This is a genomic window from Enterobacter vonholyi (assembly GCF_008364555.1).
Lineage (GTDB): Bacteria > Pseudomonadota > Gammaproteobacteria > Enterobacterales > Enterobacteriaceae > Enterobacter > Enterobacter vonholyi.
The window spans coordinates 87,257-99,757 of record NZ_VTUC01000011.1; the positions used below are offsets into that span (position 1 = coordinate 87,257).

10 protein-coding genes and 1 riboswitch are annotated in these 12,501 nt (G+C 55.0%); of the genes, 6 read left to right on the top strand and 4 right to left on the bottom strand.

What is annotated here, in order from left to right; translation table 11 throughout:
• Positions 1-2 precede the first annotated feature (2 nt).
• Positions 3-359 carry a PTS fructose-like transporter subunit IIB gene (locus F0319_RS16150; protein ID WP_111963975.1) on the top strand — a complete coding sequence of 119 codons (357 nt, stop codon included), beginning with the start codon at positions 3-5 and terminating at the stop codon, positions 357-359.
• On the opposite strand, the gene F0319_RS16155 is transcribed toward F0319_RS16150, so the two are convergent.
• Complete coding sequence (locus F0319_RS16155) at positions 346-1,194, bottom strand: AraC family transcriptional regulator (protein WP_149367365.1); 849 nt, start codon at positions 1,192-1,194, stop codon at positions 346-348. The genes F0319_RS16150 and F0319_RS16155 overlap by 14 nt on opposite strands.
• A gap of 94 nt (positions 1,195-1,288) precedes the next feature.
• Positions 1,289-3,940 carry a phosphoenolpyruvate carboxylase gene (ppc, locus tag F0319_RS16160; protein ID WP_047653049.1) on the bottom strand — a complete coding sequence of 884 codons (2,652 nt, stop codon included), beginning with the start codon at positions 3,938-3,940 and terminating at the stop codon, positions 1,289-1,291.
• A gap of 488 nt (positions 3,941-4,428) precedes the next feature.
• Here ppc and oxyR point away from each other — a divergent pair, with 488 nt between their 5' ends.
• On the top strand, positions 4,429-5,346 hold the full coding sequence (oxyR, locus tag F0319_RS16165; protein WP_133295340.1) for a DNA-binding transcriptional regulator OxyR: 918 nt from the start codon (positions 4,429-4,431) through the stop codon (positions 5,344-5,346).
• On the opposite strand, the gene sthA is transcribed toward oxyR, so the two are convergent.
• The gene (sthA, locus tag F0319_RS16170) at positions 5,329-6,729 is read right to left on the bottom strand and encodes a Si-specific NAD(P)(+) transhydrogenase (protein ID WP_008501785.1); all 1,401 of its coding nucleotides are present in this window, start codon (positions 6,727-6,729) and stop codon (positions 5,329-5,331) included. The genes oxyR and sthA overlap by 18 nt on opposite strands.
• Before the next feature lie 196 nt (positions 6,730-6,925).
• On the opposite strand from sthA, the gene fabR reads away from it, so the two are divergent.
• On the top strand, positions 6,926-7,564 hold the full coding sequence (gene fabR / locus F0319_RS16175; protein WP_008501784.1) for an HTH-type transcriptional repressor FabR: 639 nt from the start codon (positions 6,926-6,928) through the stop codon (positions 7,562-7,564).
• 9 nt (positions 7,565-7,573) lie between these two features.
• Positions 7,574-7,933: a YijD family membrane protein gene (locus F0319_RS16180; RefSeq protein WP_008501783.1), complete on the top strand. Its 360-nt coding sequence runs from the start codon at positions 7,574-7,576 to the stop codon at positions 7,931-7,933.
• A gap of 53 nt (positions 7,934-7,986) precedes the next feature.
• Here the strand turns inward: F0319_RS16180 and trmA are convergent, their stop codons facing one another.
• A complete protein-coding gene (trmA, locus tag F0319_RS16185) occupies positions 7,987-9,087 on the bottom strand; it encodes a tRNA (uridine(54)-C5)-methyltransferase TrmA (RefSeq protein WP_149367366.1) in 1,101 nt (366 codons plus the stop codon).
• A gap of 104 nt (positions 9,088-9,191) precedes the next feature.
• Positions 9,192-9,367, top strand: a riboswitch (cobalamin riboswitch).
• 66 nt (positions 9,368-9,433) lie between these two features.
• Here trmA and btuB point away from each other — a divergent pair.
• Both btuB and murI read left to right on the top strand, forming a co-directional pair.
• Positions 9,434-11,287, top strand: a complete 1,854-nt coding sequence (gene btuB / locus F0319_RS16190; protein WP_149367367.1) for a TonB-dependent vitamin B12 receptor BtuB — start codon at positions 9,434-9,436, stop codon at positions 11,285-11,287.
• Positions 11,232-12,083 (top strand): glutamate racemase, encoded by an 852-nt coding sequence (murI, locus tag F0319_RS16195; protein WP_023309660.1) that lies wholly within the window; start codon positions 11,232-11,234, stop codon positions 12,081-12,083. The genes btuB and murI overlap by 56 nt, the downstream gene beginning before the upstream one ends.
• Positions 12,084-12,501 lie beyond the last annotated feature (418 nt).

The window sequence follows — 12,501 nt, forward strand, 5'->3', positions numbered from 1 at the left end:
ATATGACAGTGATAACGGGACGTCATCTGGTGGCGGTGACCGCGTGCGTCAGTGGCGTCGCGCATACCTATATGGCTGCCGAACGGCTGGACAAGCTCTGCCAGCAGGAGAGGTGGAGTGTTAACATCGAGACGCAGGGAGCGCTGGGCATCGAGAGCGAGCTTACGGAAGACGACATTCAGCGTGCCGATGTCGTATTGCTGATTACCGATATAGAACTGGCGGGCAGTGAGCGTTTCGAGAATGCGCGCTACGTGAAGTGCGGTATTAGCGCCTTTTTACGTGATCCACAAAAGGTGATGGGGGCGGTGCGTAAGATATTAGCCGCTCCGCAGCATACTCAGGTCATTCTGGACTAGCGGTCTTCCCGGTGAGCTGGCTGTGATACTGGCGACGGTATTCTGAAGGCGAACGCTCCGTGTTCTTGCGAAATAACCGGCAGAAATAGTTGCTGTCAACAAATCCGCAGGCATGCGCCACCTCTTTCACTTTTAAATCATACCCTTTCAGCAACTGGCGAGCGTGTTCCAGCCGGGTATGCGTCAGGTATTCATTGAAACCCACTGCGCCCGTTTTCTGAAACAGATGCGACAGGTAGTTTGGGGAGATATAAAAAGCCTGCGCGACGGATTCCCGGGTAAGCGGGGTGGCGTAGTGTTCGTCAATATAGACCCGAATCGCTTCAAATAAAGCCTGACTGCGGGAGGCGGTTTGGATCTGGCTACCCAGCAGGTCGACGCAGTGGCTAAGCAGGCTGGCGATAATCAGCCGCGCGGTTTGTTGCTCATGGGGCTGCATCTGTATTTCATGAAGCGTCTGTAAGAGTAGCGATCCAATACGCGGACCACGGCGGGCAACGTTCTGCTTTGCCAGGTTACGAACGTCTACGCCATCCCAGTGTATAAGGCTAAACCCAAGCTGCTGTTTGCCAAACAGGATGCTCAGCGTTGTTGCGGGGGCTTGCCATTGTGGATTATTCCAGCCGCCAGCCGGGACGTATAAAACATCCCCCTGCTGTAATACGCAGCCAGCCAGGTCTTTCATAGATCCTTCGATCGCGATCTCCAGACGTGGAAAATCGACCTGCAAGGCAAGTTCGGGGGCGGAGGTCGCGGGGTTTGCAAAATGCACCTCATGCAGCGGCGTTGTGCCGTTGATCAGGTCATTCAGGATGTAGGTAATGTCGTGGTGCATGGTGTTGATACCAGGTATTGCCGGGTGGCGCTAACGCTTACCCGGCCTACTTATCGTAGGCCCGTGCAAGCGCAGCGCCGCCGGGCGTAAAGCATTAGCCGGTGTTACGCATACCCGCCGCAACGCCCGCAATCGTCACCATCAGCGCCTGTTCAACACGCGGATCCGGCTCTTTCCCTTCTTCTTCCGCCAGACGCGAACGGTGCAGCAGCTCTGCCTGCAGGACGTTCAGCGGGTCGGTGTAAATGTTACGCAGTTGAATAGACTCGGCAATCCACGGCAGGTCCGCCATCAGGTGTGAGTCGTTGGCGATGTCCAGAACCACTTTGATGTCGCCTTCCAGCAGTTCGCGCAGCTCTTTGCCCAGCGCCCACAGCTCAGGTTTCACCAGACGCTGATCGTAGTATTCCGCCAGCCACAGGTCAGCTTTCGAGAAGACCATCTCCAGCATGCCCAGACGGGTAGAGAAGAATGGCCAGTCGCGACACATGGTCTCCAGCTCGCTCTGTTTGCCGTCTTCCACCACTTTTTGCAGCGCGGCACCGGCACCCAGCCAGGCGGGCAGCATCAAACGGTTTTGCGTCCAGGCGAAGATCCACGGGATCGCGCGCAGAGACTCTACGCCACCGGTTGGGCGACGCTTCGCAGGACGTGAGCCCAGCGGCAGTTTACCCAGCTCCTGCTCAGGCGTGGCCGAGCGGAAGTAAGGAACGAAATCTTTGTTTTCACGTACGTAGCCGCGGTACAGATCGCAGGAGATGTCAGACAGCTCGTCCATGATATGGCACCAGGACGCTTTCGGCTCCGGCGGCGGCAGCAGGTTTGCTTCCAGGATAGCGCTGGTATAAAGCGACAGGCTGCTGATGGTCACTTCCGGCAGACCGTATTTGAAGCGGATCATCTCGCCCTGCTCGGTGACGCGCAGGCCGCCTTTCAGGCTTCCCGGCGGCTGTGACAGAAGGGCTGCATGTGCAGGTGCGCCGCCACGGCCAATTGAGCCACCGCGTCCGTGGAACAGGGTCAGCTCGATACCGGCTTTCTCGCAGGTTTTGATCAGGGCGTCCTGCGCCTGATACTGCGCCCAGGATGCCGCCATCACGCCTGCATCTTTCGCGGAGTCGGAATAGCCGATCATCACCATCTGTTTGCCCTGGATAAAGCCGCGGTACCAGTCGATATTCAGCAGCTGGGTCATGACGTCGTTGGCGTTATTCAGGTCGTCGAGGGTCTCAAACAGCGGGGCGACCGGCAGGGCGTAGTCGATTCCCGCTTCTTTCAGCAGAAGGTGAACGCCCAGCACGTCGGAAGGGGTCTTCGCCATTGAGATCACATAGGCGGCCACCGATCCTTTCGGTGCGTCCACGATCGCTTTACAGGTGTTGAGCACCTCGCGGGTTTCGTTGCTTGGCTCCCAGTTGCGCGGCAGCAGAGGGCGCTTCGAGTTCAGCTCGCGGATCAGGAAGGCCTGTTTGTCGGCTTCGGACCAGCTTTCATAGTCGCCGATGCCGAGGTAGCGGGTCAGCTCGCCCAGCGCTTCGGTATGGCGGGTACTTTCCTGACGTACGTCGATACGCACCAGCGGCACGCCGAAACACTTCACGCGGCGCAGGGTGTCGAGCAGTTCGCCGTTAGCGATGATGCCCATCCCGCAGGCCTGGAGTGATTTATAACAGGCGTACAGCGGCTCCCAGAGCTGTTCGTTCTGGCTGAGCAGGCCTTCTGGTTTTGGCAGGCGCTGACCTTTCAGACGCGCTTCCAGCCACGCCTGAGTGGCCATCAGCTGACCGCGCAGTTTTTTCATCAGGAAACGGTACGGTTCGCTGGCACCCTCTTCACCTGCCAGCGCGCGTAGTTCCGGCGTCGCTTCAACCATCGACAGCTCGGAGATCAGCACCTGAATGTCTTTCAGGAACAGGTCGGTCGCTTTCCAGCGGCTCAGCAGCAGGACGTGACGGGTAATTTCCGCGGTCACGTTCGGGTTGCCGTCGCGGTCGCCGCCCATCCAGGAGGTGAAGCGGACCGGAACGAAATCGACCGGCAGGCGGTAGCCAAGGTTCTCTTCCAGCTGTTCGTTCAGCTCGCGCAGGTAGTTCGGCACCCCTTCCCACAGGCTGTTTTCCACCACCGCAAAGCCCCATTTAGCTTCGTCCACCGGGCTTGGGCGATGCTTACGAATTTCATCGGTGTGCCAGGACTGGGCAATAAGCTGGCGCAGACGGCGCATCAGCTGGTTGCGTTCGTAGTCGGCAATGTCTTTATTATCCAACTGCTTCAGACAGTTGTTCACTTCCACCATTTTGTGGATCAGGGTGCGACGGGTAATTTCGGTTGGGTGTGCGGTCAGCACCAGCTCCAGCGAAAGCGACTCTACCGCTTTTTTGATGGTGGCCTCGTTGAGGTCTGGCTGGTCTTTCAGTTTACGCAGGGTGCGGGCAATGACTTCCGGGTTGCTTGCCGCTTCGCCATTCGGCGAAATGCTGTGGTATTGCTCAGCGGTATTGGCCAGGTTCAGGAACTGGCTGAATGCGCGCGCAACGGGCAGCAGCTCATCGTTAGAGAGGTTCTGCAAGGTGGTGAGCAGCTCCTGACGACTGGCCTCGTTACCGGCACGGGAAGATTTAGACAGCTTGCGGATGGTTTCAACGCGGTCGAGGATGTTCTCCCCCAACGCGTCTTTGATGGTATCTCCAAGCACTTTGCCGAGCATACTGACATTACTACGCAACGCGGAATATTGTTCGTTCATAAAAACCCAGTCACCCCATCATTTTTGTTTATGCCCAGGCAAAAATTTTCTGGACATTATTTTGTCATCTCCCTTTATAAAGCCACGTAAAACCCCCGTCGTCAATTGCTGCGAAAACGGTTCAGCAAACGAATAAATGTGGGCAATTTACGAAATTTAATTCGCATTGCGTCAGATAAGAGATGCTTATGAAAAAGTATGGGGAAAAGGGAGTAAACATTAAAAATGATCGCTTCGGTTGCCATTTTGTTTTTATATCCGGCCTTTTTTACGCAAAAAAAAGCGGACCACGGGGTCCGCAAAAGTTCACGTTGGCTTTAGTTGTTCGAGTTTTGAGAGAAACTCGCGGACGGTGCGGGGACGTCAAGGGTCAAACACGTGCCGCCTCGTCTATATGGTGTATTATTCAACAGAATGCTTGATAGGGATAATCGTTCGTTGCTATGCTATCTATCGCCATGAACTATCGTGGCGACGGAGGATGAATAATGAATATTCGTGATCTTGAATACCTGGTAGCGTTAGCCGAGCATCGTCACTTTCGCCGCGCGGCAGACTCCTGCCACGTCAGCCAGCCCACGCTGAGCGGCCAGATCCGCAAGCTGGAAGACGAGCTGGGCGTGATGCTGCTGGAGCGCACCAGCCGTAAGGTTCTGTTCACACAGGCAGGTCTTCTGCTGGTGGATCAGGCGCGCACCGTGCTGCGCGAGGTCAAAGTGCTCAAGGAAATGGCAAGCCAGCAGGGGGAGGCAATGTCCGGCCCGCTGCATATTGGCCTGATCCCAACCGTTGGCCCGTACCTGTTGCCGCACATCATTCCGATGCTGCACCAGACGTTCCCGAAACTCGAAATGTACCTGCACGAAGCGCAAACCCATCAGCTGCTGGCGCAGCTGGACAGCGGCAAGCTCGACTGCGCCATTCTGGCACTGGTAAAAGAGAGTGAAGCCTTTATTGAAGTGCCGCTGTTCGATGAGCCAATGATGCTGGCGATCTATGAAGATCACCCGTGGGCGAACCGCGATCGCGTGCCGATGGCCGATCTGGCCGGTGAAAAGCTGCTGATGCTGGAAGATGGCCACTGCCTGCGCGACCAGGCTATGGGCTTCTGCTTCGAAGCGGGTGCCGATGAAGATACCCATTTCCGGGCAACCAGTCTGGAAACGCTGCGTAATATGGTGGCGGCGGGAAGCGGTATTACGCTTCTGCCCGCGCTGGCGGTGCCGCACGAGCGTAAACGTGATGGCGTGGTCTATCTGCCGTGCATTAAGCCGGAACCGCGTCGTACGATTGGCCTGGTTTATCGTCCGGGTTCACCGCTGCGCAGCCGCTATGAGCAGCTGGCAGAGGCCATCCGTGGTTCGATGGATGGCCATTTCGACAGCGCGTTAAAACAGGCGGTTTAAGCCGTTCAGCGCAGCTACCCGATAGGCTTCCGCCATGGTCGGGTAGTTAAAGGTGGTGTTAACAAAGTATTCAATGGTGTTACCACCGCCTTTCTGCTCCATTATCGCCTGGCCGATATGAATGATTTCCGCCGCGCGTTCACCAAAGCAGTGAATACCGAGGATCTCTTTCGTCTCGCGATGGAAGAGGATCTTCAGCGTTCCCACGCTCATCCCCACGATTTGCGCCCGCGCCAGATGTTTAAACTGCGCACGACCCACCTCGTAAGGCACCTTCATTGACGTTAGCTGCTGCTCGGTTTTCCCGACTGAACTGATTTCCGGGATGGTATAGATGCCCGTCGGAATATCTTCAATCAGGTGCGCCGTTGCTTCACCCTTCACCAGCGCCTGAGCGGCAATTCGGCCCTGATCGTAGGCGGCAGAGGCCAGGCTCGGGTAGCCAATCACGTCGCCAACCGCGTAGACGTGCGGCAGGGCGGTCTGATACATGCTGTTGACCTTGAGCTGACCACGGCTGTCGGTCTCAAGCCCGATGTTTTCCAGCTGCAGGGAGTCGGTGTTGCCGGTACGGCCGTTGGCGTACAGCAGGCAGTCTGCTTTCAGCTTCTTGCCTGACTTCAGGTGCATGATCACCCCGTCGTCACAGCCTTCAATTTTCTCATACTCTTCGTTGTGGCGAATCACCACGCCGCTGTTCCAGAAGTGGTAGGAGAGGGAGTCCGACATCTCCTGATCGAGGAACGCCAGCAGGCGGTCGCGGGTGTTGATCAGGTCAACTTTGACGTCCATCCCGCGGAAGATCGACGCATATTCGCAACCAATGACCCCTGCGCCATAAATAATGACGTGGCGGGGTTCATGGTGCAGGCTCAGAATCGAATCGCTGTCGTAGACGCGCGGGTGCGAGAAATCGACGTCGGCGGGATGGTACGGGCGTGAACCGCAGGCGATAACAAATTTTTCAGCCGTGATGGTTTCAACCGAACCGTCGTGGCATTCGAGTGCCAGGGTGTGTTCATCCACAAAATGCGCGTTGCCCTGCAAAATTTCACAGTGGTTACGCTCATAAAATCCCTGACGCATGCGTGTCTGCTGGTTAATAACGGTATCCGCGTGATTCAGGATGTCAGCAAAAGAGGAACGAAGAAGTCGGGAGTGGTCGCTGTAAAGAGGGTTCTGGTTAAATTCGATAATGCGGCTAACGGCGTGGCGGAGGGCTTTCGAAGGGATGGTCCCCCAGTGGGTGCAACCGCCGCCGACATTATGGTAGCGCTCGATGACCGCTACTCTGGCTCCCTGTTTCACCAGACCCATAGCAGCACCTTCGCCGCCGGGGCCGGAACCAATAACTATTGCGTCGTAATCGTAGGAATGTGGCATGGTAAGGCTTACCTGTTCTTATACATAAAAGCAACAGAATCATAACATCATTGCCGGAGTAACCCAATTATCGTTGTGCTTTTTTCCGGCAGTGGAGCACAAACCGCACGTAAACAATCATTCACAAAGCCAGACAAACAGATTAATTTTATTCTCTGGTATAGTGCCATCAGGCCTTTGGAAGGATTCAACTATCGTGATGGGCGTAAGAGCACAACAAAAAGAGAAAACCCGGCGTTCGCTGGTGGAAGCCGCATTCAGTCAACTGAGTGCTGAGCGGAGTTTTGCCAGTTTGAGCCTGCGCGAAGTCGCACGCGAGGCCGGGATTGCGCCAACGTCCTTCTATCGTCATTTCCGTGATGTGGATGAACTGGGCCTGACCATGGTCGACGAGAGCGGTCTGATGCTGCGTCAGCTGATGCGCCAGGCGCGTCAGCGTATCGCCAAAGGGGGCAGCGTGATCCGTACCTCCGTGTCGACATTTATGGAATTTATCGGCAATAACCCCAACGCGTTTCGTCTGCTTCTGCGCGAACGTTCGGGCACGTCGGCGGCGTTTCGTGCCGCCGTCGCGCGTGAAATTCAGCACTTCATCGCGGAACTTGCCGACTATCTTGAACTCGAAAACCATATGCCGCGTGCCTTTACTGAAGCACAGGCTGAGGCGATGGTGACGATAGTGTTCAGCGCGGGTGCCGAAGCGCTGGACGTCAGCATTGAACAACGCAAGCAGCTTGAAGAGCGACTGGTATTGCAGCTCAGGATGATCTCCAAAGGCGCGTACTACTGGTATCGCCGTGAGCAAGAGAAACTGGCACATCAAACCGAAGAGTGAAGGTGAGTAATGAAACAGTCAGGTCAGGATAAAGGGACGCTGTTGCTGGCATTGATCGCTGGCTTATCCATTAATGGTACGTTTGCCGCTATTTTTAGCTCAATCGTTCCATTTTCGATTTTCCCGCTTATAGCGCTGGTGCTGACGGTTTACTGCCTGCATCAACGTTACCTGAACCGCACCATGCCGGTGGGGTTACCGGGGCTGGCCGCTGCCTGCTTTATTCTGGGCGTATTGCTGTATAGCACCGTGGTTCGCGCGGAGTATCCGGATATCGGCTCTAACTTCTTCCCTGCGGTACTGTCTGTGGCGCTGGTGTTCTGGATTGGCTCGCGCATGCGTAGCCGCAAGAGCCAGTTACCGGAGTAGAGAATTTTGTAGGGCAGGTAAGCGAAGCTCCACCTGCCAAAAATGCCGGATATTTACTTAGCCGTCAGAAGTACGCCGCACTCCATATGGTGCGTATACGGGAACTGATCGAACAGTGCCAGACGTTCAACCTTGTGCGTCTGGCCTAACGTTTCCAGGTTCTTGCACAGGGTCTCCGGATTACAGGAGATGTACAAAATACGCGGGTACGCCTGCACCATCTTCTCGGTTTCGCTGTCCAGGCCACTGCGCGGCGGGTCGACAAAAATCGTCTCACACTGGTAGCTCTTCAGATCGATCCCTTCCAGACGGTTAAACTGGCGTACGCCGTTCATTGCCTGCGTGAATTCTTCTGCGGCCATTCGAATGATCTGCACGTTGTCGATATGGTTGGCGGCAATATTGTACTGCGCGGCGGCAACCGACGGTTTGGCGATTTCCGTTGCGAGGACGCGGTCGAAATTATGCGCCAGCGCCAGCGAGAAGTTGCCGTTACCGCAGTAGAGCTCAAGCAGATCGCCCGTTGACCCTTCTGTCGCCTTCAGCGCCCACTCCAGCATCTGCACGTTCATCGCGGCATTCGGCTGGGTGAAGCTGTTTTCCACCTGACGATAAACCATCTCTTTACCCGCCACAGGCAGGCGCTCGTCTACGTAGTCCTGATCCAGCATGATTTTGGTTTTTGTCGCCCGGCCAATCAGGTGAACGTTGATGTTCTGCGCCCGTAGCGCATCGCGCAGCGCTTCTGCCTGCTCGCGCCACTCGTCGTTCAGGGCTTTGTGGTACAGCAGGGAAACAATCGCCTGATTGCTTTGCGTGGTCAGGTAGTCAATCTGGAACAGCTTGTTACGCAGCATCGGATTGTTGCGCACGCCGTCCATTATCAGCGTCATCAGCTGGTTGATAAGCTCACTCGCTGCCGGGAAGCTGTCCACGCGGATACGGGACTTCGTCTGCTGATCGAAAATGATGTGGTACAGGTCGTCACCGTCGTGCCAGATGCGGAATTCGGCGCGCATGCGGTAGTGGCTGACTGGAGAGCGGAACACCTCGGGAACGGGCGCGTTGAAAGGCGTCATCATACTTTGCAGGCGGACAACTTTTTCTGCCAGCTGCGCGTCGTACTGTTCTGTCGGGAGGTGTTCTGGGGTCATGATGCGTCCTGAGTGATAAAGAATTACGCGGCGATTGTAGGCATTGTTCAGGGGATGTCCAGATTTAATGGCCAATAGCTGTCTGGACATCCATACGTGTCTAATTGTAGCATTCTGTTTCCGGTCTCCTGAGAGTGAAAAGGGAATCCAGTGTAAATCTGGAGCTGACGCGCAGCGGTAAAGACTGGCGGGATGAGCGTTGTAGACACTGTGAAAATGGGAAGTCTTCATCCTTATATAGCCACCTAGCCCGAAGACCTGCCGGGATCACGTCGCATTTGGTTTCATCATCGCGTGCTATCGATGAGGCCTGCGGCATCCTTCTTATATTGTGGATGCTTTAACAATGATTAAAAAAGTATCGCTGTTGACGGCGTTGTCCGTCACGGCATTTTCGGGCTGGGCGCAGGATAGCGCAGACTCGTTGGTGGTGACGGCAAATCGTTTTGAACAACCGGCAAAAACTGTTCTGGCACCGACGTCCGTGGTGACGCGCGAAGATATTGAACGCTGGCAGGCCAGAAGCGTGGTGGAAATCATGTCACGTCTGCCTGGCGTGGATATCGCGCAAAGCGGTGGAATGGGCTCGAACTCTTCGACTTTTATTCGCGGAACGGAATCTCGCCATGTGCTGGTGCTGATTGACGGTATTCCTTTGAATAACGCCGGGATCAGCAACGTTCCCGATCTGAGCCAAATCCCGACCTCGCTGATTCAGCGTATTGAGTACATCCGTGGTCCGCGTTCGGCCCTGTATGGCTCCGATGCGATTGGCGGCGTGATCAACATCATCACCGGACGTGACAAGCCGGGTGCGGAAATCTCAGCGGGCGTCGGCTCTAAGGGTTATCAGACCTATGACGGCGCTTTCCAGCAGGTGCTGGATAAAACCAAAATCACCATGGCGGGTAACTACACCTATACCCGTGGTTTTGATATTGATGCCAAAGATGCTCCGCGCCAGCCGGACCGCGATGGCTTTATGAGTAAATCGCTGTACGGCTCTGTGGAACAGCAGATTACCGACAGCGTGAGCGGCTTTTTCCGTGGCTTTGGTTATGACAACCGCACCGCGTACGACGGTTACGATCACTACGACGACAACTTTATGGTGGATGGACGACCTGATACTCGCCAGCTCTATAGCCAGAACTGGGATACCGGTCTGCGTTACAACCAGGGGATTTTCCAGTCACAGCTGGTCGCGGGTTACGGTCGCAGTAAAGATCAGAACTATGATCCGAAGAAAGGGCGTTACGCTGATTCCGCCACCATGGATGACGTGAAGCAGTACACCACCCAATGGCTCAATACCGTGGAGGTCGGTCACGGCAACATTGGCGCAGGTCTGGACTGGCTAAAGCAGAAGACGCAGGCCGGAACGGGCTACCTGGATAAAGGTTACGAGCAACGCAATACCGGCGTGTTTGTTTCGGCAATGCAGCAGTTCAGCAGCGTGACGCTGGAAGCGGCGGCGCGTAATGACGACAACTCCAACTTTGGTAACCATGGCACATGGCAAACCAGCGCGGCGTGGGAGTTTGTGGATGGCTATCGCGTGATTGCCTCCTACGGTACCGCATTTAAAGCACCAACCATGAGCCAGATCCACAGCGCTTCTTACGGTAATCCGGACCTCAAACCGGAGGAGAGTAAACAGTGGGAAGGGGGCTTTGAAGGTCTGACGGGACCGGTCAACTGGCGTATCACCGGCTATCGCAATGACATTGATAATCTTATTAACAGCGATCCGCATACGTATCGTTACTACAACGTCGACGAAGCACGTATTAAAGGTGTGGAAGCGACGGCACAGTTCGATACTGGCCCGGTCGGACATCAGATTTCCTATGATTATGTCGACCCGCGTAATGCCAAAACCAACGAAGTACTGGCCCGCCGTTCTAAGCAGCAGGTTAAGTACCAGCTTGACTGGCAGGTATGGGATCTCGACTGGAACCTTGCCTACCGTTATCTGGGCACCCGCTATGATGTCGCGATTGATCCTGACACCTATTCGTCAGAACGCGTGAAAATGGGCGGTGTAAGCCTGTGGGATGTCGCAGTTTCGTATCCTGTCACCTCACACCTTACAGTTCGTGGTAAAATAGCCAACCTGTTCGATAAAGATTACGAGACAGTTTATGGCTACCAAACTGCAGGACGGGAATACACCTTGTCTGGCAGCTACACCTTCTAATCCGCGTCCCACCGTGCTGGTGTTTGATTCCGGCGTCGGTGGGCTTTCGGTCTATGATGAGATTCGGCATCTCCTGCCGGATCTCCATTACATCTACGCCTTCGATAACGTCGCTTTCCCGTATGGGGAAAAGAGCGAAGATTTTATTGTTGAGCGTGTAGTTGAAATCGTCACTGCGGTACAAAAACGCTATCCCCTTGCGCTGGCCGTCATCGCCTGTAATACGGCGAGCACCGTTTCTCTTCCCGCCCTGCGTGAAAAATTCCAGTTCCCGGTTGTGGGCGTCGTCCCTGCAATAAAGCCTGCCGCGCGTCTGACGGCGAACGGCATAGTGGGTTTGCTGGCAACGCGAGGCACGGTAAAGCGTCCTTATACCCGCGAGCTGATCGACCGTTTTGCTAACGAATGTCAGATTGCGATGCTGGGCTCGGCCGAGCTGGTGGAGATGGCCGAAGCGAAGCTGCATGGAAAGGCGGTATCACTCGACGAGCTGCGTCGTATTCTTCGTCCGTGGCTGCGGATGCCCGAACCTCCGGATACCGTTGTGCTGGGCTGTACCCACTTCCCGCTATTACAGGAAGAGTTATTGGAGGTGTTACCGGAGGGGACGCGCCTGGTGGATTCGGGTGCGGCTATCGCTCGTCGTACTGCCTGGCTGCTGGAACACGAAGCGCCGGATGCGAAATCTACCGATGCGAATATCGCGTTTTGTATGGCTATCACGAAAGAGACTGAGCAACTTTTACCCGTTTTACGCCGTTATGGCTTTGAAACGCTCGAAAAACTGGCGCTATAGCACGGTTTTGAGCAAAAAAGAGACGGTTGAAAGTTTTTTTTAAAAGAGGGGTTGTCAACGTCTGAGAACTCCCTATAATGCGCCTCCACTGACACGGAACAACGGCTTACAGGCCGCCGGGTTAGCGGGGTTCAGAGATGAACCCCAGCAGAGAAAAGCGAAAATAATCACTTGACTCTGAACGAGGAAAACGTAATATACGGGACCTCGCAACGGTGAGCGAAAGCCGCGTTGCACTGCTCTTTAACAATTTATCAGACAATCTGTGTGGGCACTCAAAGTGACATGGATTCTTAACGTCGCAAGACGAAAAATGAATACCAAGTCTCTGAGTGAACATGCGTAATTCATTACGAAGTTTAATTCACGAGCATCAAACTTAAATTGAAGAGTTTGATCATGGCTCAGATTGAACGCT

Coding starts and splice junctions, on each gene's coding strand:
- F0319_RS16150 (WP_111963975.1), top strand. CDS start 3: ATGACAGTGATAACGGGACGTCATCTGGTGGCGGTGACCGCGTGCGTC.
- murI (WP_023309660.1), top strand. CDS start 11,232: ATGGCTACCAAACTGCAGGACGGGAATACACCTTGTCTGGCAGCTACA.
- F0319_RS16155 (WP_149367365.1), bottom strand. CDS start 1,194: ATGCACCACGACATTACCTACATCCTGAATGACCTGATCAACGGCACA.
- trmA (WP_149367366.1), bottom strand. CDS start 9,087: ATGACCCCAGAACACCTCCCGACAGAACAGTACGACGCGCAGCTGGCA.
- ppc (WP_047653049.1), bottom strand. CDS start 3,940: ATGAACGAACAATATTCCGCGTTGCGTAGTAATGTCAGTATGCTCGGC.
- btuB (WP_149367367.1), top strand. CDS start 9,434: ATGATTAAAAAAGTATCGCTGTTGACGGCGTTGTCCGTCACGGCATTT.
- oxyR (WP_133295340.1), top strand. CDS start 4,429: ATGAATATTCGTGATCTTGAATACCTGGTAGCGTTAGCCGAGCATCGT.
- F0319_RS16180 (WP_008501783.1), top strand. CDS start 7,574: ATGAAACAGTCAGGTCAGGATAAAGGGACGCTGTTGCTGGCATTGATC.
- sthA (WP_008501785.1), bottom strand. CDS start 6,729: ATGCCACATTCCTACGATTACGACGCAATAGTTATTGGTTCCGGCCCC.